Source organism: Streptomyces sp. NPDC002104 (assembly GCF_053593795.1).
In genome coordinates, this window is record NZ_JBSFDF010000001.1 from 19,313 (window position 1) to 44,236 (window position 24,924).

24 protein-coding genes are annotated in these 24,924 nt (G+C 74.4%); 14 read left to right on the top strand and 10 right to left on the bottom strand.

Annotation, left to right across the window (positions count from 1 at the left end; translation table 11 throughout):
• Nucleotides 1–12: 12 nt before the first annotated feature.
• The gene (locus ACWCP2_RS00110) at nt 13–918 is read left to right on the top strand and encodes a Gfo/Idh/MocA family protein (RefSeq protein WP_450906294.1); all 906 of its coding nucleotides are present in this window, start codon (nt 13–15) and stop codon (nt 916–918) included.
• Here the strand turns inward: ACWCP2_RS00110 and lnt are convergent.
• From lnt to ACWCP2_RS00135, 5 genes are all read right to left on the bottom strand, one after another.
• Nucleotides 842–2,536 carry an apolipoprotein N-acyltransferase gene (lnt, locus tag ACWCP2_RS00115; RefSeq protein ID WP_450906295.1) on the bottom strand — a complete coding sequence of 565 codons (1,695 nt, stop codon included), beginning with the start codon at nt 2,534–2,536 and terminating at the stop codon, nt 842–844. The genes ACWCP2_RS00110 and lnt overlap by 77 nt on opposite strands.
• A gap of 102 nt (nt 2,537–2,638) precedes the next feature.
• The gene (locus ACWCP2_RS00120; protein ID WP_450906296.1) at nt 2,639–3,118 is read right to left on the bottom strand and encodes a nuclear transport factor 2 family protein; all 480 of its coding nucleotides are present in this window, start codon (nt 3,116–3,118) and stop codon (nt 2,639–2,641) included.
• A 69-nt stretch (nt 3,119–3,187) separates the two neighbouring features.
• On the bottom strand, nt 3,188–3,364 hold the full coding sequence (locus ACWCP2_RS00125; RefSeq protein ID WP_266876352.1) for a hypothetical protein: 177 nt from the start codon (nt 3,362–3,364) through the stop codon (nt 3,188–3,190).
• Nucleotides 3,365–3,477: 113 nt separating this feature from the next.
• Nucleotides 3,478–4,356 (bottom strand): undecaprenyl-diphosphate phosphatase, encoded by an 879-nt coding sequence (locus tag ACWCP2_RS00130; RefSeq protein WP_450906297.1) that lies wholly within the window; start codon nt 4,354–4,356, stop codon nt 3,478–3,480.
• Between the two features lie 48 nt (nt 4,357–4,404).
• Nucleotides 4,405–5,142: a TVP38/TMEM64 family protein gene (locus ACWCP2_RS00135; RefSeq protein ID WP_450906298.1), complete on the bottom strand. Its 738-nt coding sequence runs from the start codon at nt 5,140–5,142 to the stop codon at nt 4,405–4,407.
• Nucleotides 5,143–5,191: 49 nt separating this feature from the next.
• On the opposite strand from ACWCP2_RS00135, the gene ACWCP2_RS00140 reads away from it, so the two are divergent.
• From ACWCP2_RS00140 to ACWCP2_RS00155, 4 genes are all read left to right on the top strand, one after another.
• On the top strand, nt 5,192–5,926 hold the full coding sequence (locus ACWCP2_RS00140) for a DNA alkylation repair protein (RefSeq protein ID WP_450906299.1): 735 nt from the start codon (nt 5,192–5,194) through the stop codon (nt 5,924–5,926).
• Between the two features lie 295 nt (nt 5,927–6,221).
• A complete protein-coding gene (tuf, locus tag ACWCP2_RS00145) occupies nt 6,222–7,403 on the top strand; it encodes an elongation factor Tu (RefSeq protein ID WP_450906300.1) in 1,182 nt (393 codons plus the stop codon).
• A 119-nt stretch (nt 7,404–7,522) separates the two neighbouring features.
• Entirely contained in the window at nt 7,523–8,434 is a 912-nt protein-coding gene (locus ACWCP2_RS00150; RefSeq protein ID WP_450906301.1) for a patatin-like phospholipase family protein, read from the top strand.
• Nucleotides 8,435–8,501: 67 nt separating this feature from the next.
• A complete protein-coding gene (locus tag ACWCP2_RS00155) occupies nt 8,502–9,293 on the top strand; it encodes a spermidine synthase (RefSeq protein ID WP_450906669.1) in 792 nt (263 codons plus the stop codon).
• A 113-nt stretch (nt 9,294–9,406) separates the two neighbouring features.
• Here ACWCP2_RS00155 and ACWCP2_RS00160 read toward each other — a convergent pair whose 3' ends face one another.
• Together ACWCP2_RS00160 and ACWCP2_RS00165 are read right to left on the bottom strand one after the other, a co-directional pair.
• Entirely contained in the window at nt 9,407–10,753 is a 1,347-nt protein-coding gene (locus tag ACWCP2_RS00160) for an MFS transporter (RefSeq protein WP_450906302.1), read from the bottom strand.
• Nucleotides 10,754–10,823: 70 nt separating this feature from the next.
• Nucleotides 10,824–11,882: a hypothetical protein gene (locus tag ACWCP2_RS00165; RefSeq protein WP_450906303.1), complete on the bottom strand. Its 1,059-nt coding sequence runs from the start codon at nt 11,880–11,882 to the stop codon at nt 10,824–10,826.
• Nucleotides 11,883–11,977: 95 nt separating this feature from the next.
• Here ACWCP2_RS00165 and ACWCP2_RS00170 point away from each other — a divergent pair, with 95 nt between their 5' ends.
• The 4 genes from ACWCP2_RS00170 to ACWCP2_RS00185 all read left to right on the top strand — a co-directional run bounded on the left by ACWCP2_RS00170 (nt 11,978) and on the right by ACWCP2_RS00185 (nt 16,120).
• Nucleotides 11,978–12,430: a DUF4442 domain-containing protein gene (locus ACWCP2_RS00170; RefSeq protein ID WP_450906304.1), complete on the top strand. Its 453-nt coding sequence runs from the start codon at nt 11,978–11,980 to the stop codon at nt 12,428–12,430.
• 100 nt (nt 12,431–12,530) lie between these two features.
• Entirely contained in the window at nt 12,531–12,683 is a 153-nt protein-coding gene (locus ACWCP2_RS00175; protein ID WP_450906670.1) for a DUF2191 domain-containing protein, read from the top strand.
• 128 nt (nt 12,684–12,811) lie between these two features.
• Nucleotides 12,812–15,331, top strand: a complete 2,520-nt coding sequence (locus tag ACWCP2_RS00180; protein ID WP_450906305.1) for a beta-glucosidase — start codon at nt 12,812–12,814, stop codon at nt 15,329–15,331.
• A 60-nt stretch (nt 15,332–15,391) separates the two neighbouring features.
• Nucleotides 15,392–16,120, top strand: a complete 729-nt coding sequence (locus ACWCP2_RS00185; RefSeq protein ID WP_450906306.1) for a DedA family protein — start codon at nt 15,392–15,394, stop codon at nt 16,118–16,120.
• 56 nt (nt 16,121–16,176) lie between these two features.
• Here the strand turns inward: ACWCP2_RS00185 and ACWCP2_RS00190 are convergent, their stop codons facing one another.
• Nucleotides 16,177–16,722: a gamma carbonic anhydrase family protein gene (locus ACWCP2_RS00190; RefSeq protein WP_450906307.1), complete on the bottom strand. Its 546-nt coding sequence runs from the start codon at nt 16,720–16,722 to the stop codon at nt 16,177–16,179.
• A 125-nt stretch (nt 16,723–16,847) separates the two neighbouring features.
• On the opposite strand from ACWCP2_RS00190, the gene ACWCP2_RS00195 reads away from it, so the two are divergent.
• Nucleotides 16,848–17,606 carry an acyltransferase gene (locus ACWCP2_RS00195; protein WP_450906308.1) on the top strand — a complete coding sequence of 253 codons (759 nt, stop codon included), beginning with the start codon at nt 16,848–16,850 and terminating at the stop codon, nt 17,604–17,606.
• 190 nt (nt 17,607–17,796) lie between these two features.
• Here the strand turns inward: ACWCP2_RS00195 and ACWCP2_RS00200 are convergent, their stop codons facing one another.
• Nucleotides 17,797–18,666: an EamA family transporter gene (locus tag ACWCP2_RS00200; protein WP_450906309.1), complete on the bottom strand. Its 870-nt coding sequence runs from the start codon at nt 18,664–18,666 to the stop codon at nt 17,797–17,799.
• 103 nt (nt 18,667–18,769) lie between these two features.
• Here ACWCP2_RS00200 and ACWCP2_RS00205 point away from each other — a divergent pair, with 103 nt between their 5' ends.
• Nucleotides 18,770–19,351, top strand: coding sequence for a helix-turn-helix domain-containing protein (locus tag ACWCP2_RS00205; protein ID WP_450906310.1), 582 nt, complete (start codon nt 18,770–18,772; stop codon nt 19,349–19,351).
• Between the two features lie 34 nt (nt 19,352–19,385).
• On the opposite strand, the gene ACWCP2_RS00210 is transcribed toward ACWCP2_RS00205, so the two are convergent.
• Nucleotides 19,386–19,790, bottom strand: coding sequence for a CoA-binding protein (locus ACWCP2_RS00210; protein WP_450906311.1), 405 nt, complete (start codon nt 19,788–19,790; stop codon nt 19,386–19,388).
• Nucleotides 19,791–19,907: 117 nt separating this feature from the next.
• Between ACWCP2_RS00210 and ACWCP2_RS00215 the strand changes: the two genes are divergently transcribed.
• The 3 genes from ACWCP2_RS00215 to ACWCP2_RS00225 all read left to right on the top strand — a co-directional run bounded on the left by ACWCP2_RS00215 (nt 19,908) and on the right by ACWCP2_RS00225 (nt 24,869).
• Nucleotides 19,908–20,534 carry a YigZ family protein gene (locus ACWCP2_RS00215; protein WP_450906312.1) on the top strand — a complete coding sequence of 209 codons (627 nt, stop codon included), beginning with the start codon at nt 19,908–19,910 and terminating at the stop codon, nt 20,532–20,534.
• A gap of 154 nt (nt 20,535–20,688) precedes the next feature.
• Nucleotides 20,689–21,861 (top strand): exonuclease SbcCD subunit D, encoded by a 1,173-nt coding sequence (locus tag ACWCP2_RS00220; protein ID WP_450906313.1) that lies wholly within the window; start codon nt 20,689–20,691, stop codon nt 21,859–21,861.
• Nucleotides 21,858–24,869 carry an AAA family ATPase gene (locus ACWCP2_RS00225; protein ID WP_450906314.1) on the top strand — a complete coding sequence of 1,004 codons (3,012 nt, stop codon included), beginning with the start codon at nt 21,858–21,860 and terminating at the stop codon, nt 24,867–24,869. Before ACWCP2_RS00220 ends, ACWCP2_RS00225 begins: the two co-directional genes overlap by 4 nt.
• Nucleotides 24,870–24,924 lie beyond the last annotated feature (55 nt).

A 24,924-nucleotide genomic window follows, 5' to 3' on the forward strand; every position in this document is an offset into this window, starting at 1 on the left:
CTGGAGGTCCCGGTGAAGGTCGGCTGCATCGGACTCGGCGACATCGCGCAGAAGGCGTACCTGCCCGTCCTGACCACCCGCCCGGGGCTCGAACTGCACCTGCAGACCCGGACCCCGGCCACCCTCGAACGGGTCGGCGCCCAGCACCGGGTCCCGGCCGCACAGCTGCACACCGACCTCGACGCGCTGCTCGCGCAGAAGCTCGACGCGGCCTTCGTGCACGCCCCGACCGCCGTCCACCCCGAGATCGTGGAACGGCTGCTCGACGCGGGAGTGCCGACGTACGTCGACAAGCCGATCGCCTACGAGCTCGCGGAATCGCGCCGCCTGGTCGAACTGGCCGAGGAACGCGGTGTCTCCCTCGCCGTCGGCTTCAACCGGCGCCACGCGCCCGGCTACGCGCAGTGCGCCGATCACGCGCGCGACCTGATCGTCATGCAGAAGAACCGGGTCGGCCTGCCGGAGGACGTACGGACCTTCGTGCTGGACGACTTCATCCACGTCGTCGACACGCTGCGCTTCCTGCTGCCCGGCGAGGCCGACCAGGTCGACGTACGGGCCGTGGTCCGGGACGGCCTGATGAGCCAGGTCGTGCTCCAGCTGTCCGGTACGGGCTTCACCGCGCTCGGCATCATGAACCGCCTCTCCGGTTCCACGGAGGAGGTGCTGGAGGTCTCCGGGCAGGACACCAAGCGCCAGGTCGTCAACCTCGCGGAGATCATCGACCACAAGGGCCAGCCCACGGTCCGGCGGCGCGGGGACTGGGTGCCGGTGGCCCGCCAGCGCGGCATCGAGCAGGTCGTCGACTCCTTCCTGGAGGCCGTCGCCACGGGCACGGTCCTCAGCGCGCGCGACGCGCTGCTGACCCACGAACTGTGCGAGCGGGTGGTGCGCTCGGCGCTGGAGCAGGCGTCCTGAGCGCCTCCCGTACGGTGCGGGCGCCCGCGACCGCACCGTACGCGGCCAGGGCGGCCAGCGCCGCGCCCACCGCCCAGTCCCCGAAGCGGACGTAGAGGGTCGTGCCCCGGGCGAGCGGGACCTCGTACACCCGCGCCGTCCGCGCCGAGGTGGACAGCGCGGACCCGATCCGCTCGCCGGACGGGCCGTGCACCGCGCTGATCCCGGTCAGGGCGGCGTGCACCTCGGGCCGGCCGGTCTCCGCGGCCCGCAGCGCGGACAGCGAGGCGTGCTGGGCCGGGGCCCAGCCGTCCTGGAAGCTGGACGTGGCCGACTGGTCGATCAGCACGGCGGCTCCGTCGCGGACCAGGCGGCGGCTCATGTCGGGGAACGCCGATTCGAAGCAGACCAGCGGGCCGAGGCGGACGTCCGCCCGGCCGGGCAGGTCCATCAGGACCTGTGCGTCGCCCGGGACGCGGTTCTCGTCCGCCGCCTTGCCGACCGAGGTGGCCCAGCCGAGCAGCTCGCGGGCCGGCACGTACTCCCCGAAGGGAACCAGGCGCATCTTGTCGTACCGGTCACCGGTCGGGCCGGCGGGACCGACGAGCACCGCCGACTTGCGGATCCCCGGCCGGTCGGCGGCCCGCGCGTCCACGTTGACCAGCAGCGGAGCCCCCACCCGCGCCGACAGGGCGGCGAGCCGCCGGGCCAGGTCCGGGCGGGCCGTCAGGTCCTCGCCGACACTGCTCTCCCCCCACACCACGAGGTCGGGACGCGGCCCGGCCGGCGTCGCGGCCGGGGGCCCGGCCAGGGCTCCGGTCGTGGTTCCGGCCAGGGTTCCGGACAGGGTTCCGGTCGTGGTCGCGGCCAGGGTCCCGGTCAGTTGCTCCCCGACGGCGAACCGGCGCTCCGCGCTGTCCGGGCCGTCCTCGACGGGGCCCGGCTGGACGACGGCCACGCGCAGCGTGCCCGAGACCTCCGGACGGGGCGCCCACAGCCACACCGCCCCCGTCAGCAGCGCACAGCCCGTCACCCCGGCCAGCCCTGCCGCCCGCGCCCCCGGAGCCGTGATCAGCAGGACCAGCGCGCAGTTCACCGCCACGACCAGCAGGCCGACCAGCCAGACCCCGCCCACCGAAGCCAGCCGCAGGGCGGGCGCCACCTGCCACTGACTGGCACCGAGCAGCCCCCACGGCCCGCCCAGCCCCTGCCAGGACCGGGCCAGCTCCGACAGCAGCCAGCCCGCCGGTACGAGGACCAGCGCGGCGCCCGCCCGGACCCCGCCGGGCCGCCCGCCGAGGAACTCCCGTACCAGCAGAGCCCAGGGGATCCAGAGCAGGCCCAGCAGCGCCGCCAGGGCGAACAGGAACACGTGCAGGCTGGGCAGCAGCCAGTGGTGCACGGCGAAGACGAAGCCGGCGCCGCCGAGCCAGCCCTCCACAGCCGCACGCCGGCCGGTGGGGGCCGACCTCAGCAGCAGGATCCAGGGCACGAGGGCGACGTAGGCGAACCACCACAGCGCGGGGGCGGGGAAAGCGAGGCAGGGCAGGGCCCCCGCGGCGACGGCCGCCGGCGCACGCCACCACGGGACCCGCTGCGGGACCGCCGGGACCGGCGGGACCGTAAAGACCGTCAGCATCGCGCAGGGCCTCCGCTTCCCGTGTGGGACGGCCCTGCCCGTCGAGCCGCCGAGCCGTCGAGCCGTTGGACCGTCGGGCCGTCCAGCCGTGTCGCCGGACCGTCAGAACGACATGTGCCGCCACTTCTCGTGGACGGTGACCCGCGAGAGCCGCCAGCCGGACTGCGCGGTACGGGCGACGCCGAAGGTGTAGCGGCCCGCCGCGACGAAGTTGGGCGCGGTCACGGGCACGCCGCCGTCATCGGGCTCTTCCCCCGCCAGCCGCATGGGATTGAGGAAGTCGGCCCGGACCTCCGCCGTGTCACCGGGGGAGCCGCCCAGGTCCGGGATGCGGATCAGCCGGTTCACGATGAGGTGCTGGCGCACCGGGAACAGCTTCATCGTCTCCGCGAGCCAGTCCGCGACCTCCCCGGCCGGGCCCTCGATCCCGCCCGCCGAGGCGTAGTCGGCCCGCCCGCCCGGGGCGAACAGGGCGCGGTACGCGTCCCAGTCGCCGTCGTCCACGGCGACGGCGTACCCCGTGACCAGCTCGTCGATCGCCAGTCGGTCCATCACGCCCGCAAGGTCCACACGCTGCGTCATCGGGTCAGTGTGGGGGCGCGGGCCGCGGAGGCCAAGAGGTGTGCGCGGCCCGGATGCCCCGGCCGCGGATCAGTGACCGGAACGCGCCTCCCGTGGACGGACCACCACGAGGTAGGCGTCGCTCGCCAGATCCATCACCACCTCCGCGGGCACGCCCTCGCGCGTCCGCTGCGCCGCGTACTCCTCGGCCGGCCAGCTCCCCCTCGGACTTCCGGCCGGAAACCGCTCCAGCACCACTCGACCCATGGGACACCCCCTGCTGCTCGTCTTCAGGTCTCTCCCTCCACAACGACGCGGAGGCCGCCCGGGAACGTTCCCCGGCGACCTCCGATTCACGCGAAGCGGTGAGCGCGACCGTGCTAGCCGGCCGACTCGCCGGCGTGGGGGCTGAGGACACCCATGCCGATCAGGGCGAACAGCAGGATGCCGAGGAGGACCCGGTAGATCACGAACGGCATGAAGCTCTTCGAGGAAATGAACTTCATGAACCACGCGATGACCGCGTAGCCGACGAGGAAGGCGATGACCGTGGCGAAGATCGTCTGGGGCCATTCGATGTGCCCCGGGTCCTCCATCACGTCCTTGATCTCGAACAGGCCGGAGGCCAGCACGGCCGGGATCGCGAGGAGGAAGGAGTAGCGGGCGGCCGCCTCGCGGGTGAAGCCCAGCAGCAGACCGCCTGAGAGCGTGGCACCGGACCGGGACACACCCGGGATCAGGGCCATCGCCTGGCAGAGACCGAAGATGAGGCCGTCCTTGACGCCCAGTTCCTTCAGGGTCTTGCGCTCGCGGATGGCGCGGTGCCGCCCGCCCTCCTCGTCGCGCGCGGCCAGCCGGTCGGCCACGCCGAGCACGATGCCCATGACGATCAGGGTGGTGGCGATCAGCCGCAGGTCGCGGAACGGGCCCTCGATCTGGTCCTTGAAGGCGAGGCCGAGGACACCGATCGGAATCGATCCGACGATCACCAGCCAGCCCATCTTGGCTTCCTGCTCGGAGCGCAGCGCCTTCGTGTACAGCGAGCGGAACCACGTGGAGATGATCTTGGCGATGTCCTTGCGGAAATAGATCAGTACGGCGGCTTCGGTACCGATCTGCGTGATGGCGGTGAAGGCCGCTCCCGGGTCCGTCCACCCGGCGAACGCCGCGGTCAGCCGCAGATGGGCACTGGAGGAGATCGGGAGGAACTCCGTAAGTCCTTGGACGAGACCGAGGATGAGGGATTCGATCCAGTTCATGTCGGGGTGCGCTCGTCCTTGTGATCGTTGGGCAGTTCGGGTCCGATGCTAGGGCCCGTGGGGTGCCGCCGTGACCACAGGGGGGTGTACGGCCGTCAGTTCCCGCGCCGGCACGGGCCGCTCGGGCCTGCGTACGGGCGCCAGCCGGTGCCGCTTGCGCCAGGCGACGACCCCCGCGCCCACCGCGGACAGGGCGATGAAGCCGAACGAGGCGAGGAACGCGGGGGAGGTCGGCGAGGAGGCGCTGGCCCCCGCGACCACGTACGCGGCGGTGTTCGGGACCACGCCGATCGCGGTGGCGGCGAGGAAGGGGACCCAGCCGCAGCGGGACAGCGCGGCGGCGTAGTTGGCCATCGCGAAGGGCAGACCGGGGAAGATCCGGATCGCGAGCATCGAACGGAAGCCGTGCCGGGCCAGCTGGTCGTCGGCCGCCTGCAGCCAGCGGCCGCGGATCAGCGGACGCAGGGCGTCGCGCCCCATCATCCGGCCCAGGCCGAAGGAGATGCCCGCGCCGACGACCGAGCCGCCGACCGCGGCGAGCAGGCCGAACGAGGAGCCGAAGAGGGCCCCGGCGGCCAGGTTCAGCAGCGGACGGGGCACCAGGGCCGCCGTGCACACCCCGTACACCGCGGCGAAGAGCAGGACGGCGGTGCCCACCGGGAGCCCCGGCGGCCAGCCCTCCGAGAGCAGCCGCTGGGGCTCGTACAGCACGACGCAGACGCCGGCCGCGAGGAGCAGCACGACGAGCAGCGAGAGCCGCGTCCACGGCGCGAGGAGGAGGGACATTCCGGGAGACTAACCGACCCCCCTGTCCGCGCGCCGTAATCTGGGCCTCATGCAGCCGAACGACCGGCGGCCACGGACAGAGGCCGGGGGCCCGCACAGCGACCTGGCCGAGCTGGTGGTGGAGCGGCTCACGGAGTCCTACGGCGCCGCGGCCGACGGGGAGCGGGCCGCGGCCATGGCCACGTACATGAAGGACGTCTCGCCCTTCCTCGGGATCCCCACCCCGCTGCGCCGCGAGCTGTCCCGGGCCGTGACCAAGGACACCCCGGAACCGTCCGAAGCGGACTGCGCGGCCCTCGCACTGCGCTGCTGGGAGCTTCCGGAGCGCGAGTACCGGTACTTCGCCGTCGACTACCTGCGCCGGCACGTCCCGCGCTGCTCCTCCGGCTTCCTGCCCGTGGTCCGCCAGCTGATCGTGACCGACCCCTGGTGGGACACCGTCGACCTGCTCGCCGCGCACACGGTCGGCCCGCTCGTGGCGGCCGACCCGGCGCTGCGCGCCGTCATGGACGAGTGGATCGGCGACGAGAACCTGTGGGTGGCGCGCACCGCCCTGCTCCACCAGCTCCGGTACAAGGCGGCGACCGACACCGGGCGGCTCTTCGCGTACTGCCGCCGGCAGGGCGGCCACCCCGACTTCTTCGTCCGCAAGGCCATCGGCTGGTGCCTGCGCGAGTACGCCAGGACGGACCCCGGCGCCGTACGCGCCTTCGTCACCGCCGAACGGGAGTCGCTGTCCCCGCTGTCGGTGCGCGAGGCGCTGAAGAACACCGGCGGGGCGTAGGGGCGCCGGCGGCGGGCCGGCGGGTAATTCGGTGGCCCCGGCGCACGCGCTCCGGCAGGATCGGCCCCATGTCCAGGCAGACCTTCCCCGCAGCGCCGTCCGCAGTCGCGGACGCGCCGAAGGCTGCCGCCCCCGCACAGCTCGCCGCAGGTGCACCCGCGGGCGCACCCGCATTCGGCGGCGCCCGAAGCTGACCCTTCCCGGATCGTCCGGCGGACCCCACAGGGGGAGGGTCGGTTCGCTCAGGGGGTCCCGCAGTTCGAGTCTCAGCTTCGGAACCACACGGGAAGACATCATGGCCAAGACGGCCTTCGTGCGCACCAAGCCGCACCTCAACATCGGCACCATGGGTCACGTCGACCACGGGAAGACGACCCTGACCGCCGCCATCACCAAGGTCCTCGCCGAGCGCGGCGGCGCCTCCTTCGTGCCGTTCGACCGGATCGACCGGGCCCCCGAGGAGGCCCGGCGCGGCATCACCATCAACCTCACGCACGTCGAGTACGAGACCGACACCCGGCACTACGCCCACGTGGACATGCCGGGCCACGCCGACTACATCAAGAACATGGTCACGGGCGCGGCCCAGCTCGACGGGGCCATCCTCGTCGTCTCCGCCCTCGACGGGGTGATGCCGCAGACCGCCGAGCACGTGCTCCTCGCCCGGCAGGTCGGCGTCGACCACATCGTCGTCGCGCTGAACAAGGCCGACGCCGGGGACCCCGAGCTCACCGACCTGGTCGAGCTGGAGGTCCGCGAGCTGCTCACCGCGAACGGCTACGGCGGGGACGGCGCCCCCGTCGTACGGGTCTCCGGGCTCGGGGCACTGGACGGCGACCCGCGCTGGACCTCGGCGATCGGGGCCCTGCTCGACGCCGTGGACACGTACGTGCCCACGCCCGTGCGGTACACCGACGCGCCGTTCCTGATGCCGGTGGAGAACGTGCTGACCATCACCGGCCGCGGCACCGTCGTCACCGGCGCCGTCGAGCGGGGCACCGTGTCCCTGGGGGACCGCGTCGCGCTGCTCGGCGCCGTCGGCGGTGCGGCCGCGGAGTCCGTGGTCACCGGGCTGGAGACCTTCGGGAAGCCGATGGAGTCCGCCGAGGCCGGGGACAACGTCGCGCTGCTGCTGCGCGGGGTGCCCCGCGACGCGGTGCGCCGCGGGGACGTGGTGGCCGCGCCCGGCAGCGTCGTACCGGGGCGCCGCTTCACGGCGCGGGTGTACCTGCTGTCCGCCCGCGAGGGCGGCCGTACCACGCCGGTGGCGACCGGCTACCGGCCGCAGTTCTACCTGCGCACCGCCGACGTGGTGGGGAACGTCGACCTGGGCGAGGCGGGCGCGGCCCGGCCGGGGGACACGGTCACCATGACCGTGGAGCTCGGCCGGGACGTCCCGCTGGAGAGCGGGCTCGGCTTCGCGATCCGTGAGGGCGGGCGCACCGTCGGTGCCGGGACGGTGACCGAGGTCGGCTAGCGGCCCCGGCCCGGGCCCCGGCCCGGGAGCGGGTGCGGGCGGGTGGTACCCCCTGTGGTGGCGGTGGTCGGCTTGCGCCAGACTGCCGTCACCACAGGCATGCGGGGAGGGAGCGGTTCATGGGCGGCGAAGGCAGCGGCGGCAGCAGTGGCAGCGAACGCGGCGGCGGCAGCGGCGAAGGCAAGGGCACGGCTCTGGTGCTCGGCGGCGGCGGGCTGACCGGCGTCGGCTGGGAGGCCGGGATGCTCTACGGGCTCGCCCGCGCGGGCGTCGACCTGACCGGCGCCGACCTGGTCGTCGGGACCTCGGCCGGCTCGGTCGTCGGCGCGCAGCTCACCTCCGGGCTGCTCACCCCGCAGGAGCTGTACGAGCGCCAGCTCGGCGACCCCGGCGGGGAACTCCCCGCGAAACTGGGCGCCTCCCTGATCGGGCGGTACGCCGTCGCGATGGTGCGCTCCCGCGACGCGAAGTCCTACCGGCGCCGGATCGGCGCCTTCGCGCTCGCCGCCGACACGGAGCCGGAGGGCGTGCGCCGCAAGGTGCTGGAGGGCCGGCTGGTGTCGCACGACTGGCCCGAGCGGCGCTTCGTCGTCACCGCGGTGGACGCGCTGACCGGCGAACTCGCCGCCTTCGAGCGCGGGAGCGAGGCCGGTCTGGTCGACGCCGTCTCGGCGAGCTGCGCCGTACCCGGGGTGTGGCCGCCCGTGACCGTCGCCGGCCGGCGGTTCGTCGACGGCGGGATCCGCTCCGCGACCAACGCCGACCTCGCCTCCGGCTACGGCCGGGTGGTGATCCTCGCGCCGATGGCCGCCGGCGCCGGGCTGATCCCCTCGCCCGCGGCGCAGGCCGCCCGGCTGCGGGAGGCCGGCGCGAAGGTGCTGCTGATCACCCCGTCGCCGCGGGCCCGCAAGGTCTTCGGACGCAACGTACTGGACCCCGCGCGCCGCGATCCCGCCGCGCGGGCGGGGCTGGAGCAGGCCGCGGAGCACGTGGAGCAGGCGCGCGCGGTGTGGGCGGCCGCGGGGGCCTGACAATGGTGCGGTGAGTGACGAACAGATCCCGGTGATCCGGGACGTGGCCCAGGGCACCGCCAAACTGATGCCGGACATCGACCGGGAGCGGGCCTGGCTGCTCACCGTGGACGGGGCCCCGCAGTCGTACGTGGACCTCGACGACCCGGAGCACCTGGAGTTCGAGTACGTACGCCGCCTCGCGCACGTCCTGGACTGCGTGGGCGAGCCGGGGGCCGCGCTGGACCTGCTGCACCTGGGCGGCGGCGCGCTGACCCTGCCGCGCTACGCGGCGGCGGGCCGGCCGGGGTCGCGGCAGGACGTGGTCGAGTTCGACGCCGGGCTCGTCGCGCTGGTCGGGGAGTTCCTGCCGGTGGCCGCCGGGAGCGGGATCACGGTGCACGTCGCCGACGCGCGGGCCTGGCTGGCCGCGGCGCCGGACGCGAGCGCGGACGTGGTGGTGGGCGATGTCTTCGGCGGATCCCGGGTGCCCGCCTCGCTGGCTTCGGCGCAGTACGCGCGGGAGGTCGCGCGGGTGCTGCGGCCCGGCGGGGTGTACGTGGCCAACCTCGCCGACGGGGCGCCGTTCGGATTCCTGCGCGGGCAGCTCGCGAACTTCGGGGCGGCCTTCGGGGAGTTGGCGCTGATCGCGGAGCCGGGGGTGCTGCGGGGGCGCCGGTTCGGGAACGCGGTGCTGCTGGCCTCGCGGCGGGAGCTGCCGGTGGCGGAGCTCTCGCGGGCGTGCGCGGGGGACGCGTTCCCGGCGCGGGTGGAGGTGGGGGCGGCCCTCGCCCGCCTGATGCGGGGGGCGCTGCCGGTGTCCGACGCGGACGCGGTGGCTTCGCCCGAGCCGCCGGAGGGGGCGTTCAGCCTGGGCTGAGGGGCTTGCCGGCCGCTGCGGGGGGCGACGTCCCCCACCCGCCCTTCGCCCGTTCCCCGGGCACGGCCCGGACCCGTCTCCCGGACTCCGTCCGGGGTGGAGCAGCCTGGGCGTCACACGGCGGCGGGACTGGATTCGCCGGAGCGGGCGGGTACCGGGGCCGGTTCGGCGGGGCCGGAGCCGGGAGTACTGGATGCGGTGAGGCCGGCCGGCGGTTTGCGGGTCATGTTGCGGACGTCCGGGACCAGGAGGACGGCGGCCGTCGCGATGATCACCAGGGCCGCGCAGCCCCAGAGGGCCGAGGTGCGGCCGATCGCGGATTCGACCGGGCCGGCCACCGCCGTGGCCAGCGGGAGCATCGACAGCGAGCCGAACCAGTCGTAGGCGGAGACCCGGGAGAACATCTCCTCCGGGATCTCCTGGTGCATCGTCGACATCCAGTTCACGGCGAACATCTCGATGCCCACCCCGCTCACGAGCATCGCCGCGCACAGGCCCCACACCGGCAGCGGGACGGCGAGTCCCGCCGCGGGGAGCGCCGACGGGAACATGCACAGGGTGGCGACCAGCAGCAGCCGGCGCGGCTTCCAGAAGGTCATCAGGACGGCCCCGCCGATGGTGCCGATGCCGAAGAAGGCCAGGGCCACGCCCCAGGGAGCCGCCCCGCCCAGTCGCTCCACGGCGACCAGGGGACCGTAGACCGCTTCGGCGGCGCCGATGACGGCCACGACGACGGAGAACTGGAGCACGATGCTCCACAGCCAGGGACGGCTCCGGAACTCCACCCAGCCCGCGCGCAGATCGGACAGCAGCCCGCCGCCGGGGGCGCGTTCGGCGATGTGGCCGACGTCGAGGAAGGCCCGCAGGGCTCCGGCGGCGGCGAACGCGGCCGCGTCCACGGCGAGGACCCAGCCGGGTCCCATGAAGGCGACCATGGCTCCGCCGAGGGCGGCTCCGCCGACGCCGGCGCCGCTCATCGCCATCCGGAAGAGAGCGAAGGCGCGGGTGGCCTGCGGGCCGGAGACGGTGGCCATGAGCATGCCCTCGGCGGCCGGGTTGAAGAAGGCCGTACCGGTGCCGCACAGCGCCGTGAGCAGCATCATCTGCCACAGCTGCGGATCACCGGTCAGGACGAGTGCGGCGAAGGCGGCCTGCGAGAGGCAGTTGAGGGCGTTGGCCGCGACCATCACGTGGTGGCGGGGGACCCGGTCGGCGACGGCTCCGCCGATGAGGAGGAAGAGGACGAGCGGCAGCGTACGGGCGGCGGCCACCAGGCCGACGTCCCCGGCGGAGCCGCCCGCCTGGACGACCGCGAAGGCGGTCGCGATGAGCGCTCCGTGGCTCCCGAGGTTCGTGATGACCGCGGCACCCGTCAGCAGGGTGTAGTTGCGGCCGGCCCACTCCGGCCTGCGGCGGGGGGAGAGCGGAGCGGCGGAAGCGGGGGAGGGCGAAGAACTCACCCCCGGACTATCCCCGTCCCGGGCCGGGAATCCAAACGGATATCCGGCCCGGGGGCGGGGGCGGCGGAGATCAGCCCGCGGTGAGGCGGACGGTGCTCAGGATCTTCTCGTAGGTTTCCTTGCTCACTTCGCCCGGGACGTTCGCGGCGCCGTAGAGGACCCAGGTGGCGAGGTCACCGTTGGTGGTCGTGAAGCTGAAGGCGACGGACTTGCCGTCCGAGGCGCACTTGTTCTCCTTGGGCAGGCCGCTGACGGTCGCGGTCGCCATGTGGCCCTTGAGGCCGGAGGAGGTCGTGTACTCCTTCGCCTTGACGATCTTGGTGGTGCCCTTCGGCGCCTTCTGCGCGTACGCGGCGAAGGCCCAGTTGCCGGCCTCGTTGTAGGCGGCCTCGGCGGTGTCCTTCGCGCCCATGCCGCCCTTGGTGCCGATGGCGGCCAGCGAGGTCGTGTCCTCCTTGCCGTCCTTGTCGGCGTCGACCTTGCACCATTCCTCCTTGAGGATGGCGGGCGCGCTCATCATGACGATGGCCGAGCCGTCGTTCTTCGACTCGTCCCCGAAGCCGATGGACAGGCCCGAGGACTTGACCTCCCAGTCCGGCGGGACGTCGAAGGCGGTGCCGCGCTTGGGGTTGAGGACCACCTTCCAGCCGGGGATCACCGGCTTGACCTCGGAGCCGCCGCGCGGGTTGGAGCTCGGGCTCGCCGGGGCGGGCGCGGCGGAGGACGCCGGGGCGGAGGGGGAGGAGCTCGGCTTGTCGTCCGCCTGGTTGGAGCCCTTGTCGTCCCGGGTCAGGACGAACGCCCCGGTGGCGGCGGCCGCCACGACGACGGCCGAGGCCGCCACGATGGCCACGGTCCTGGTCGCGAAGGGGCTCCCGCCGCGCGGGGGCGGGGGCGGCGGGGTGCCGCCCCACTGGGGCACGGGAACGGTCGGAGGCTGCTGGCCCCACCCCTGGGGCGCGGGGGGCTGCTGCGGGTACCCGTAGCCGGGCTGCTGCTCCCCGTACGCCGCCGTCGGCGGCTGCTGCTGGTACGGGTTCGGCGTTCCCGGCTGCTGCTGGTACGGGTTCTGATGCGCGTCCTGGGGGTTGGGTTCTCCCCCGGGCGGCTGCTGCTGTCCTGGCCACATGGCCGGTAACGATAGTGGGAGCGGGGCCGGGGAGCCACGGCCGCCCCCGGGCCGCTATGGCCAAGGCCTACTACTCGTGGGTAACATCGCGTGTCATGAGCACTGAACAGATGAACGTGGGCGAACTGCTCGCCGCGACCGTGCCGATGGCCAAGACCCTGAACCTCCAGTTCCTGGAGACCACCCCCGAGCGTGCCGTCGTCCGGCTCCCGGACCAGCCCGACTTCCACAACCACCTCGGCGGCCCGCACGCCGGCGCCATGTTCACCCTCGCCGAGTCCGCGAGCGGCGCGATCGTCCTGGCCGCCTTCGGCGACCAGCTCTCGCGCGCGGTGCCCCTCGCGGTGAGCGCGGAGATCGGCTACAAGAAGCTCGCCAAGGGCGTCGTCACGGCCACCGCCACCCTGGGCCGCCCGGCCGCCGACGTCGTCGCCGAACTCGACGCGGGCGGCCGCCCCGAGTTCCCCGTCACCATCGCCATCCAGCGCGAGGACGAGGCCGTGACGGGCGAGATGACCGTGGTCTGGACGCTGCGGCCCAACGCCTGATCCCGCTAGAGTCCCTCCTCCGACGACGCGTGGAGGGGGTCCCGTGCCGGGCCGAGCCAAGATCAGCATCAGCCTCGACGCCGAGCTCGTGGTGGAGGTGATGGTCCTCGCCGGGATCGGGTCGCCCCAGGACGCGGTCGAGGCCGTCGTACGGGACTACATCGAGCGCGGCCACCGTACCGAGGCGCGGATCCAGCTCCCGGACGAGCCCCGGCGCGAGGTGGACCTCGGCGGACAGCCGCCGCAGGGCTGAACATCGGCCTCCTGGTGGCGCGCCTGAGGCGGGCCCGCGCAAGGCGCGGCGCACAGTGGGGGCGGGAGCGGTCCGGCGCGGGCCGCTCCCGCCACCTGACGCCGATGCCCACGCCGCAGGGAGCGCCCATGAGCGAGGCCGTGTCCAGACGCCGTGCGATGCGCCTCCTCGGGGCGATGGGCGCCGCCCTCGGCGCGGCCGGCTGCGTACCGGCGCCGCCGCCCGGCACGCAGCCCCGTAAGGCCTCCGCCTCCGCGGGAGCCGCCGCGCCCGCCGCCGGCAGCGCCGCCCGGGTCGACGCCCTGCTGGACCGGCTCACCCTGGAGGAGAAGACCGTCCTGCTGCACGGCGGCCCGGACCCGGAGCCGCTCGGCCAGGCCGGCTACGTGCCGGGCATCCCGCGCCTGGGCATCCCGGCGCTGCGCCTCGCCGACGGCCCGGCGGGGGTCCGCGTCGCCCGGCCCGCCACCGCACTGCCCGCGCCGGTCCTGCTCGCCTCCGCCTTCGACCCGGCGCTCGCCCGCGCGTACGGGCGGGTCATCGGCCGCGAGGGCCGCGCGCTCGGCATCGACGTGCTGCTCTCGCCGATGGCCAACCTCATCCGCACCCCGTACGCCGGACGGAACTTCGAGACGTTCTCGGAGGATCCGAAGCTGACGGCCGACCTGGTCGCCGAGGTCGTCCGCGGCATCCAGGACGAGGGCCTCATCGCCACCGTCAAGCACTTCGCGCTCAACAACCAGGAGAAGGGCCGCGACACCGTCGACGTGATCGCCGCCGAACAGACCCTCCACGAGACGGAGCTACGGGGCTTCGAAGCCGCCGTGGCCGCCGGGGCCGGCGCCGTGATGGGCGCCTACAACAAGGTCAACGGGGTCTACGCCTGCGAGAACAGGCCGCTCCTCGACGAACTGCTCCGCGGACGCTGGGGGTTCGACGGCTGGGTGATGTCGGACTGGGACGCCACGCACAGCACCGTCGCCTCGATCGGCGCCGGCCTCGACATGGAGATGCCCGCGGGCACCCACTACGGCGCCCCGCTGCGCGAGGCGGTGCGCGGCGGCTCCGTCCACGAGGACACCGTGGACCTAGCCGTACGCCGGATCCTGACCACCATGGACCGCTTCGGACTGCTCGCCGAGCACCCCGCCGCGCGGCCCGTCCGGGACGCGGCCGCCGGGGCCCGTACCGCGCGGCAGATCGCCACCGCCGGAGCGGTCCTGCTGCGCAACGAGCGGGCCACCCTGCCGCTGGCCGGCCCCGCCGCCCGGTCCATCGCCGTGATCGGCCCCACCGGGCGGACCCCCTTCGTCGGCGGCGGCGGCAGCGCCCACGTGGTCCCGGACGCGGCCGCCGCCCCCCTCGACGAGATCCGGCGGCGGGCCGGGAGCGGCTCCGCGGTGACCTACGCACTGGGCGAGGACCTGTACGGCCGCCCGCTGCCGGCGCACCTGCTCGCGCCCGACGCGGGTCTCGAGGACCGGGCGGTGGCCCCCGGGCGCACCTGGGGCTACGAGGGGACCTTCCGGCTGGCCGCCGACGACGAGTGGACCCTGCTCGTCCACTACACCGGGAAGCGGCCGGCCGTCCGGCTCGACGGGGAGGAACTCTTCCCCGTACGGCAGGGCGTGGCCGAGCGGTTCGCCGGCGGCCTGCTCGGCGCCGCGCCCGACGGCCGCACCGTGCGCCGCCGCACCCTCGCGCTCAAGGCGGGCGAACACCGCCTCGCCGTCTTCGCCGAGGGCGGGCCGAAGGGGCAGCGGCTGCGGCTGCGGCACACGACGAAGGCGACCCGGGCCGCCGATCTCGCCGAGGCCGTCACGGCGGCCAAGGCGGCCCGCAGCGTGGTGCTGTTCGCCTACGAGGACGCCACCGAGGGCAGCGACCGCACCTCGCTGGCGCTGCCCGGCGGCCAGGCGGCGCTGATCGAGGCGGTCGCCGCCGCCAACCCGCGCACCACGGTGGTGCTCAACACCTCCTCCGGTACGGCCATGCCGTGGCTCCCGCGCACCGGGGCGGTCCTCCAGATGTACTACCCGGGACAGGAGGGCGCGGCCGCCACCGCCGAGGTGCTGTTCGGCGACGCGGACCCGGGCGGCCGCCTCACCCAGACCTTCCCGGCCGACGAGCGGGCGACCCCGGCCGGCGCGGACCCGGTGCGCTATCCGGGGGTCGGCGGGCGGCAGGAGTACACCGAGGGCGTGCACGTCGGCCACCGCTGGTACGACCAGCAGCGGGTGGCTCCGCTGTTCGCCTTCGGGCACGGGCTCTCGTACACGACCTGGGCCTACGAGAAGCTGGCGGTCCGGCGCGGCGGCGCGCACGGGAAGCACGGCGGGCTGCGCGTGGAGTTCACCGTCCGCAACACCGGACGCCGCACGGGCACCGAGGTGGCCCAGGTCTACGTGGGGCCGTCCCCGGACCTGAAGCTGGACCAGCCGGTGCGGGCGCTGGCCGGATACCGGCGGCTCACCCTCGAGCCCGGCGAGGCGCGGCGGGTCGTCCTGGATATCGACGCGCGCACGCTGTCCTCCTGGGATCCCGAGCGGAACGCGTGGGTGGTGGGGACGGGCCGCCGCGAAGTGTTCGCCGGTCGTTCCTCGCGCGAACTGCCGCTGCGCGCAAAGGCTGTGGTGGCGACCGGATAGGCTGCCCGTTCGGTCCGCCACAGGGGGCGGGCCGGGGGGAGAACTCGGGAGGACGTACCGGTGCACATCCAGGAATGGCTGGAGACGATTCCGGCGGTCAGCATCTACCTCCTGGTGGGGCTCGTCATCGGACTGGAAAGCCTCGGCATCCCGCTGCCGGGGGAGATCGTCCTGGTCAGCTCGGCGCTGCTGGCCTCCCAGCAGGGGCACATCGACCCCGTGGTGCTGGGCATCTGCGCGACCGCCGGGGCGATCGTGGGCGACTCGATCGGCTACGCGATCGGGCGCAAGGGCGGAAAGCCGCTCCTGGAGCGGCTGGGCCGGCGCTTCCCCAAGCACTTCGGCCCGGACCAGGTGGCCCTCGCGGAGCGGTCCTTCGAGAAGTGGGGCATGTGGGCCGTCTTCTTCGGCCGGTTCGTGGCGCTGCTGCGGATCTTCGCGGGGCCGCTGGCGGGCGTCCTGCACATGCCCTACTGGCGGTTCCTGATCGCGAACGTCCTCGGCGGGATCCTGTGGGCGGGCGGGACGACGGCCGTGATCTACTCGATCGGGATCGTCGCCGAGCCGTGGCTCAAGGGGTTCTCGTGGGTGGCGCTCGCCCTGGCCCTCGTCTTCGGGCTCGCCATGACCCTGGTGGTGCGCGGGCGGATGAAGAAGGCGGCCGCGGCGGCGCGGGAAGAGGCCGCCGCGGCCGAGGCCGTGGGCGAGGCCGTGGGCGAGGCCGTGGGCGCCGACGCGGCCGCGGTGCCGGGGCAGGCCGAGGCCTCCCCGACCGTACTCACCGACTGAGGGGCCTGTTCCCCGCCCGGCCCCGGGCGGGGAACACGTCCACCGGCTGATGCCCGTTACGCGTCCGCGGCCACCGAGGCGCCGTGCTGCTTGGCCAGCTCGGTGTACATGAGGGCGTTGACCTTGATGCCCTCGCGCTCCTCCGCGGTCAGCTCGCGCCGCACCTTCGCCGGTACGCCCGCGACCAGCGAGCCGGGCGGGACGACCATCCCCTGCGGGACCAGTGCCTGGGCGGCCACCAGCGAGCCGGCGCCGACCACCGCGCCGTTGAGGACCGTGGCGCCCATTCCGATGAGGCAGTCGTCCTCGACCGTGCAGCCGTGCACGACGGCGTTGTGACCGATGGAGACGCGCTCGCCGATGGAGACCGGGAAGCCCGGGTCCACGTGCACGGTGCAGTTGTCCTGCACGTTGCTGTCGGCGCCGAGGGTGATCGGACCGCAGTCCGCGCGGAGCACGGCCGAGTACCAGATGCTCGCGCCCGCGCCGAGGCGCACGTCCCCGACGACGACGGAGGTCGGAGCGGTGAACGCCGTCGGGTCGATCTCGGGATTCTTCCCGTTGACCCCCATCACCAGTGCCTGGGCCGCCTGCTGCGTCATGTGTTCTCTTCCTCTTCCGGTACGTCGCGTCGCGCTACCGGAACCGTAGGCCACGCCGTCCGCGCCCCCGGGAATGGGGTGAAGATCACGGCCCGGCCCCGGCTCCCGGCGCTTAAGGTGACCCGGTGGCGAAGAACCAGAACACGTTCTCTTCTCAGACGGCGCTCTCTTCCCTGACGGCCCTGCGCCGCCGGCTCGCCGGGCGCGCGGTCCACGCGGGCTGGCGCTGGATGCAGCGGGCCGGCGCGGTCACCGCCCAGACCCCCGGAGGGCTGCGTTTCGGCGCGATCGGGCACGGCACCCGGCTCGCCTTCCCGCAGGGCACGGTCTTCGGCGAGCCCTGGATCAGGCTCGGCGACCACTGCATCATCGGGGAGCGGGTCACGCTCACCGCCGGCATGATGCCGGACCTCGACCTCGGCGCGGAGCCGATGCTGGTCCTCGGCAACGGCGTGGTCATCGGCCGCGACAGCCACGTCATCGCCGACACCCGGATCACGATCGGCAACGACACCTTCTGCGGACCGGGGGTGTACATCACCTCCACCAACCACAGCTACGACGACCCGCACGAGCCCGTCGGCAAGCAGTGGCCGCGCAGCGCCCCGGTGGAGATAGGCCCGGGCTGCTGGCTGGGGACCGGCGCGGTGATCCTGCCCGGGGCGCGCCTCGGCCGCAACGTCGTGGTGGCGGCGGGAGCCGTCGTACGGGGCGAAGTGCCGGACCACGCCGTGGTGGCGGGGGCGCCGGCCCGTGTCGTCCGCCGCTGGGACCCCGAAGCCGGCTGGCAGCCGCCGCTGCGCACCCCGGCGCCGGTCCCGATCCCCGACGGGGTGACACCGGAGCAACTGCGCGCCCTGGCGGACGTGTCGGATCCGGAGTGAGGGGCGCACCTCGCGCACCTGCGGCCTAGGTCGTCTCTTTCGGATCTTGTCGGCCGAGCCCGCGGCGTCTGGTGCCGTGCCTGGGCGTGCTGCCGGGGCGTTCGCGTACTGGGCGTACGTGGTCGCCTCGGCAGTGCGGCCAGGCGCGGTGCCGGGCGTCGCGGGCCCGGCAAGATCCGGAAGAGACGGCCTAGCCCGCCGCGAGGAGGACCGTGCCCGCCAGGGCCAGGCCCGCTCCTGCCGCCTGGACGGGGCGCAGGCGTTCCTTGAGGACGGCGAAGGCGGCCAGGGCCGTGATCACCGGGTAGAGGGAGGAGAGCACGGCGGCGGTGGTGACCGGGCCGTGCTGGGCGGCGATCGAGTAGGTGCCGTTGGCCGCTACGTCGGCCAGTCCGACGAAGGCGAGCGCCGGCAGCAGGCTCCACAGGATCCGCCGGCCGCCCGTACCGGCCGGGAGGGCCGGGACTCCGCGCCGGGTCCGCACCCACAGGGCCGTGCCGCCGACGGCGACGTTGGTGACGCGCTGGACGAACAGCGCGAGGAACAGGCCGGGCACGGTGGAGGAGGCGGGGGCGATCAGGGCCATCACCGCGCCGAAGCCGAAGGCGGCGACCAGGGTGAGGACGACGGCCTGCCGCTGGACGGGAGCGCCGCGCAGTTCGGGTCCGCCCGCGAGGACGATGCCCACCACGGCGACCGCGATGCCCGCGAACTGGGCGGCTCCGGGCCGCTCGCCCAGCAGCAGTCCGGCGGCCATCGGCACCACCACGCCGAGGGATCCGAGCGGGGAGACCACGCCCATCGGGCCGAGGGCGAGGGCCTTGTAGAAGCTGAGCATCGCGACCGGGCCCACCAGGCCCGCCCCCACCGCGAACCAGAGCTGCGGTCCTGCCTCCCGCCAGGCGCCGGTGCCCAGGACCACCGCGCCGAGCACGAGGACGGCGAGGATCTGGGAGGCGACGACCACCGTCAGGGCCGGTATCCGGCGGGTCAGCAGCCCGCCGCCGAAGTCGGCGAGGCCCCACAGGACGGCGGTGGCCAGGGCGAACAGGGCGGTCATGGGGTGCCTCGCAGTACAGTGCGTTGAACGGTGGAGTACAACGCACCATAGTTCAGTGCAATGAACCCTGTCATCCAAAATATTGTACGGAGTGGATGGAACGGTGTCGGACCTCGAACAGCTCACCCAGGCGCTCGGCCGCAACCTCAAGCGCTGGCGCGGGGAGCGCGGGTTCACCCTGGAGGCCCTCGCCGCCCGCGCGGGGGTGAGCCGGGGCATGATCATCCAGATCGAGCAGGCCCGTACGAACCCCAGCGTCGGCACGACGGTCAAACTGGCCGACGCGCTCGGCGTCAGCATCACCACCCTGCTCGACCACGACCGCGGTCCGCGGGTGCAGGTGGTCCTGCCGGGGCAGGGGGTGCGGATGTGGTCCACCGAGGGCGGCAGCGCCGCGAGCATGCTGCTCGGCGACGACCGGCGCGGGCCGGTGGAGATGTGGACCTACCGGCTGGAGCCCGGCGAGGGCACCGCCTCGGACCCGCACCCGCCGGGCACCTTCGAGATGCTGCACGTCACCGAGGGGGAGCTGACGCTGCTGGTGGCGGGCGAGGCGTACGCCGTACCGGCCGGCGGGGCCGTCTCCTTCGAGGCGGACGCCCCGCACGCCTACCGCAACGAGGGGGCCGGTCCGATGGAGATGACGATGGCGGTCTCCATCCCACCGGTGACCGCCCGCACCTGACCGCAGGGGGCGGGCGGGACTTTGCGGACACCCCCTAGAGGGCGGGGATCTCGATCGCCGGGCAGCGGTCCATGATCATGTCCAGTCCGGCCGCGCGGGTACGGGCGAAGGCGGCCTCGTCGATCACGTCGAGCTGGAACCAGACGGCCTCCGCCCCCTTCGCGACGGCCTCGTCGGCGACCGCGCCCGCCAGGGAGCTGTTCACGAAGACGTCCACCACGTCCACCTTGAACGGGATCGCCTCCAGCGAGGGGTAGCCCTGCTCGCCGTGGACGGTCTCCGCCTTGGGGTGCACGGGGATCACGCGCTTGCCGTACCGCTGGAGCACCTCGGCCACGCGGTACGCGGCCCGGTCCCGGTTGTTGGAGAGGCCCACCACGGCCCAGGTGTCGCCGAGCTCGGTGAGGACCTTGCGGATGGTTGCCGGATCGCCGTACACGTGTGCCGCCTCCTGGTGCTGGTGCTACTGGTGCTACTGGTGCTGCGCTTGGCCGCTGGTTGCCGCCAGCTCGATCAACGGAAAAGACGCATGTCGGATTCCCCGTAGGGTGGACGGGTGAAGGCAGACCAGTACGTGACGGTGGCCCGTGAGGGTGTGCACGAGTCGGAGATCAACCGCTCCCGGTTCCTGTGCGCGCTCGCGCCCGCGGCCACGGAGCGGGAGGCGCAGGAGTTCGTCGCCCGGATCCGCAAGGAGCACCCCACCGCTTCGCACAACTGCTACGCCTACGTGATCGGCGCCGACGCCTCCGTGCAGAAGGCCAGCGACGACGGCGAGCCCGGCGGCACCGCCGGGGTGCCGATGCTGCAGATGCTCACGCGCCGGGACATCCGCTACGCCGTCGCCGTCGTCACCCGCTACTACGGCGGAGTGAAGCTCGGCGCCGGCGGGCTCATCCGCGCCTACGGCGGGGTCGTCGGCGAGGCGCTCGACGCGCTCGGCACGGTGACCCGGCACCGGTACCGGCTGGTCACCGTCACCGTCGACCACCAGCGGGCCGGCAAGACCGAGAACGACCTGCGCTCCACGGGCAGGGCCGTGATCGACGTGCGCTACGGAGCCGCCGTGGAGATCGAGGTCGCGCTGCCCGAGGCCGATCTGCCCGCCTTCGGGGCCTGGCTCGCCGACAGCACCGCCGGGAGCGCCACCCTCACCCCGGGCGGGGAGACGTACGCGGCCTGAGCACCCGGGGGCGTGACCGCGTGCACGAAGGGGCGAACGGGGCGGGGCGGCGCCGGGGAGGCGTTAGCGTAGAGGGGTTCAGGGTCCGGCCCGCGCGGTCCGGCCGGCGGGGTCATCCAGCAGGGGGAGACGGTATGCGCGGCGGTGCCGGCGAGTGAAGTTCCTGCACACCTCCGACTGGCATCTGGGCCGGAGCTTCCACCGGGTGAACCTGCTCGGCGCCCAGGCCGCCTTCATCGACCACCTCGTCGACACCGTCCGGGAGCACGAGGTCGACGCCGTCCTCGTCGCCGGTGACGTCTACGACCGCGCCGTGCCCCCGCTGCCCGCCGTCGAGCTGTACGACCGGGCCCTGCACCGGCTCGCCGACCTCGGCGTGCCCACCGTGATGATCTCCGGGAACCACGACTCCGCCCGCCGCCTCGGTGTCGGAGCCGGGCTGATCGGGCGGGCCGGCATTCACCTCAGGACCGATCCCGCCGGGTGCGCCGACCCCGTGGTGCTGGCCGACGCACACGGCGACGTGGCGCTCTACGGGCTCCCGTACCTGGAGCCCGCGCTCGTGAGGGATGAGTTCGGAGCCGCGAAGGTGAGCCACGAGGCCGTGCTCGGAGCCGCCATGGACCGGATCCGGGGCGATCTGGCCGCGCGGACGCCCGGCACGCGGTCGGTCGTGCTCGCCCATGCCTTCGTCACCGGCGGGCAGGCCAGCGACAGCGAGCGCGACATCACCGTCGGCGGGGTCGAGGCCGTGCCGGCCTCCGTCTTCGACGGGGTCGACTACGCCGCCCTCGGCCACCTCCACGGCTGCCAGACGATCAACGAACGGGTCCGCTACTCCGGTTCCCCGCTCGCCTATTCCTTCTCCGAAGCCGACCACCGCAAGAGCATGTGGCTCGTGGAGCTGGGCGCGGAGGGGGAGGTCGTGAGCGCCGAGCACGTCGACACCCCCGTGCCGCGCGGCCTCGCCCGGGTCCGGGGACCGCTGGAGGAGCTGCTCTCCGGGAGTGCGTACGCCCGCTACGAGGACTGCTGGCTGGAGGCCACCCTCACCGACCCCGTCCGGCCCGAGGACCCCATGGCCCGGCTCGCCGTCCGCTTCCCGCACACCCTCAGCCTGGCCTTCGATCCCGAGGGACGCACCGAGGACGCCGCGGGCTCGTACGCCCAGCGGCTCCGGGGGCGCAGCGACCGGGAGATCGCCGAGGACTTCGTCGCCCACGTCCGCGGGGGCGGCGGTTTCTCCGACGAGGCCGAACGGGACGTGCTCCAGGGCGCCTTCGACGAGGTACGGGCCGAGGACAGCCGGCAGGAGACCCACCGATGAGGCTGCACCGGCTGCGCATCACCGCCTTCGGGCCCTTCGCCGAACCCCAGGAGATCGACTTCGACGCCCTCTCCGGCGCCGGGATCTTCCTGCTGCACGGCCCGACCGGCGCGGGCAAGACCTCCGTGCTCGATGCCGTCTGCTACGCCCTCTACGGGTCCGTGCCCGGCGCCCGGCAGGCCCCGGGGACGAGCCTGCGCAGCGACCACGCGGCGTCCGACACCCCGACCGAGATCACCCTCGAACTCACCGCGGGCGGGCGGCGCCTGGAGATCACCCGGCGCCCCGAGCAGGACCGGCCCAAGAAGCGCGGCACCGGGACGACCAAGGACAAGGCGCAGAGCTGGCTGCGCGAGTTCGACGGGGAAGGCTGGACCGCGCTCAGCCGGTCCCATCAGGAGATCGCCGAGGAGATCGAGCAGCTGCTCGGCATGAGCCGCGAGCAGTTCTGCCAGGTCGTGCTGTTGCCGCAGGGGGAGTTCGCGCGCTTCCTGCGGGCCGACGAGGCGGCCCGGGGGCGGCTGCTGGGGCGGCTCTTCGACACCCGGCGCTTCGCCGCCGTCGAAACCCTGCTCGGTGAACGCCGCCGGGCCGCCGAGGCCAAGGTCCGCGCCGGTGACGAGCAGGTGCTGCACACCGCCCAGCGCCTCGCCCAGGCCGCCGGGAACGCCGCCGACCTGCGCGCCTGGCCGCTGCCCCGGCACCAGCCGGGCGACCCCGGGCTGGCCGGGGCGATCCGCGCCTGGGCCGCCGTCGCGCGGTGCTCCGCCCGGGAGCGGCTCACCGTCGCCGAGTACGCCCTCGCCGCCGTCGAGGGGCGCTACCACGCCGCCCGGCGGGCCGCCGAGGAGGCGCGGGAGCTCGACCGGTTGCAGCACCGGCACGCGGAGACCACCCGCCGGGCGGCCCTGCTCACCGAGGCCGGTCCGGAGCGGGAGCGGGTGCGCTCCCTCCTCGACCGGGCCCGGCGCGGAGCCCTCGTCGCCCCCGCCCTGGAGCTGCGCGGAGCCGCGGCCGGCGCCCACATGGCCGCCGCGCACGCGGAGTCGCGGGCCCGGGCGGAGCTGCCGCCGCAGCTCGCCGAGGCCGGCGTCGAGCAGCTGGCCGCGGTCGAGCAGCGGCTGCGCGAGGATCTGGGCGCACTCGGAGCCGCCCGCCGCGCCGAGCAGCGCAGCGCCGAGATCGGCCGCGAACGGGCCGACCTGGAACGGGAGTCCCGGGCCGCCGAGGAGCAGCAGCAGGAGACCGCCGAGTGGCTCGGCCGCTGGGACGCCACCCGGACCGAGCTGGCCGGCCGCGCGGACGCCGCCCAGCAGGCCGCGACCCTGGCCGAGCAGCTCGCGGGCAAGCTGGAACCCGCCCGGCTGCACCTGCACGCCGCCCGCCGGCGCGACGCCCTGGACGCCGACGCGGAGCAGGCCCAGGGCGAACTGCTCACCGCGCGCGAGGAGTCGGCCGTGGCGCGGGAGCGCTGGCTGGAACTGAAGGAGACCCGGCTGCGCGGGATCGCCGCGGAGCTGGCCGCCGCCCTGGTGGCGGGCGAGCCCTGCACCGTCTGCGGGGCCGCGGAGCACCCCGCTCCCGCCCGGCCCGCCCCCGGTCATGTCGACCGGGCCGCGGAGGAGGCGGCGCACGCCCGCTTCGAGGGGGCCGAGGAGCGCAGGGCCGGCGTCGAGCGCAGGCTGGCCGCCGTACGGGAGGCCCGCGCCGAGGCCGCGGCCGCCGCGGGGGAGGCCACCACCGCCGAACTCCTGGAACGCACCTCTGACTTGAGTTCCCGTCATGCCGAGGCACACGCCGCGGCCGCCGGTCTGCACACCGCCCGGGAGCGGCTGGCCCGCGCCGAGCGGGAGCACGCCGTGCGCAGCGCGGAGCGCAGCGAGGCCGAGGCCCGGGGCGCCGCCAGGGCCTCGCGGCGCGAGGCGCTCGACCGGGAACAGGCCTCGCTGGAGGCGGAGCTGGCCCTCGTGCGGGCGGACGCCCCCAGCGTCGCGGCCCGCGCCGGAGTCCTGGAGGACCGCGTCCGCATGGTCACGGCGGCGGCCGCCTCGCTGCGCCGGGCCGAGACCACCGCCGCCCGGCTGAAGGAGGCCGACGACCAGCTCGCCGACGCCGCCTTCAAGGCCGGCTTCGACACCACCGAGGAGGCGGCCGACGCCGTGCTCCCCGAGTACGAGCGCAGCGCGCTCCAACGCCGCACCGACGCCTGGCAGGCGGAGGAGGCCATGCTGGCCGACCGCCTCGGCGAGGCCGACACCGCCGCGGCGGCGGCCCTGCCCCCGGCCGCGCCGGAGGCGGCCGAGGCGTACGCGGCGCTGGCCGCCGCGAAGCTTCGTACGGCCGGGTCCGCCGTGGACGCGGCCCGGGTCCGGTGCAAGGACCTCGACGGGCTCTCCCTCCAGGCCGAACGGGAGCTGCGCTCCCTGGGACCGCTGCGCGAAGCCTACGAACGGGTGGCCCGGCTCGCCGGACTCACCGCGGGCACCTCCGCGGACAACGAGCGCAAGATGCGGCTGGAGGCCTACGTGCTCGCGGCCCGGCTGGAGCAGGTCGCCGCCGCGGCGACCGTACGGCTGCTGCGCATGTCCGGCGGCCGCTACACCCTGCTGCACTCCGACGCCAGGGCGAGCGGGCGCGGGCGCTCCGGGCTCGGGCTGCACGTGGTCGACGCCTGGACCGGCAGCGAGCGGGACACCGCCACGCTGTCCGGCGGCGAGACCTTCTTCGCCTCGCTCGCCCTCGCGCTGGGTCTGGCCGACGTGGTCACCGACGAGGCGGGCGGCATGCGGCTCGACACCCTCTTCATCGACGAGGGCTTCGGCAGCCTCGACGACCAGGCGCTGGACGAGGTGCTCGACGTCCTGGACTCGCTGCGCGAACGCGACCGCAGCGTCGGCATCGTGAGCCATGTCGCCGACCTGCGGACACGGGTGCAGGCCCAGCTGGAGATCGTCAAGCAGCGCGGAGGCTCGGTGGTGCGGCACCGCACGGCGGCGGGCGCGGGCTGACGCACCTGGCTCCGCCGCCCGCGGCTGGCGACCACCGGCCGCCGCGTGCACGCAC

Excerpts from the sequence above, each read along its gene's own strand:
- lnt (WP_450906295.1), bottom strand. The coding sequence starts at position 2,536 with ATGCTGACGGTCTTTACGGTCCCGCCGGTCCCGGCGGTCCCGCAGCGG.
- ACWCP2_RS00120 (WP_450906296.1), bottom strand. The coding sequence starts at position 3,118 with ATGACGCAGCGTGTGGACCTTGCGGGCGTGATGGACCGACTGGCGATC.
- ACWCP2_RS00125 (WP_266876352.1), bottom strand. The coding sequence starts at position 3,364 with ATGGGTCGAGTGGTGCTGGAGCGGTTTCCGGCCGGAAGTCCGAGGGGG.
- ACWCP2_RS00130 (WP_450906297.1), bottom strand. The coding sequence starts at position 4,356 with ATGAACTGGATCGAATCCCTCATCCTCGGTCTCGTCCAAGGACTTACG.
- ACWCP2_RS00135 (WP_450906298.1), bottom strand. The coding sequence starts at position 5,142 with ATGTCCCTCCTCCTCGCGCCGTGGACGCGGCTCTCGCTGCTCGTCGTG.
- ACWCP2_RS00140 (WP_450906299.1), top strand. The coding sequence starts at position 5,192 with ATGCAGCCGAACGACCGGCGGCCACGGACAGAGGCCGGGGGCCCGCAC.
- tuf (WP_450906300.1), top strand. The coding sequence starts at position 6,222 with ATGGCCAAGACGGCCTTCGTGCGCACCAAGCCGCACCTCAACATCGGC.
- ACWCP2_RS00150 (WP_450906301.1), top strand. The coding sequence starts at position 7,523 with ATGGGCGGCGAAGGCAGCGGCGGCAGCAGTGGCAGCGAACGCGGCGGC.
- ACWCP2_RS00155 (WP_450906669.1), top strand. The coding sequence starts at position 8,502 with ATGCCGGACATCGACCGGGAGCGGGCCTGGCTGCTCACCGTGGACGGG.
- ACWCP2_RS00165 (WP_450906303.1), bottom strand. The coding sequence starts at position 11,882 with ATGTGGCCAGGACAGCAGCAGCCGCCCGGGGGAGAACCCAACCCCCAG.
- ACWCP2_RS00170 (WP_450906304.1), top strand. The coding sequence starts at position 11,978 with ATGAGCACTGAACAGATGAACGTGGGCGAACTGCTCGCCGCGACCGTG.
- ACWCP2_RS00175 (WP_450906670.1), top strand. The coding sequence starts at position 12,531 with ATGGTCCTCGCCGGGATCGGGTCGCCCCAGGACGCGGTCGAGGCCGTC.
- ACWCP2_RS00180 (WP_450906305.1), top strand. The coding sequence starts at position 12,812 with ATGAGCGAGGCCGTGTCCAGACGCCGTGCGATGCGCCTCCTCGGGGCG.
- ACWCP2_RS00190 (WP_450906307.1), bottom strand. The coding sequence starts at position 16,722 with ATGACGCAGCAGGCGGCCCAGGCACTGGTGATGGGGGTCAACGGGAAG.
- ACWCP2_RS00200 (WP_450906309.1), bottom strand. The coding sequence starts at position 18,666 with ATGACCGCCCTGTTCGCCCTGGCCACCGCCGTCCTGTGGGGCCTCGCC.
- ACWCP2_RS00225 (WP_450906314.1), top strand. The coding sequence starts at position 21,858 with ATGAGGCTGCACCGGCTGCGCATCACCGCCTTCGGGCCCTTCGCCGAA.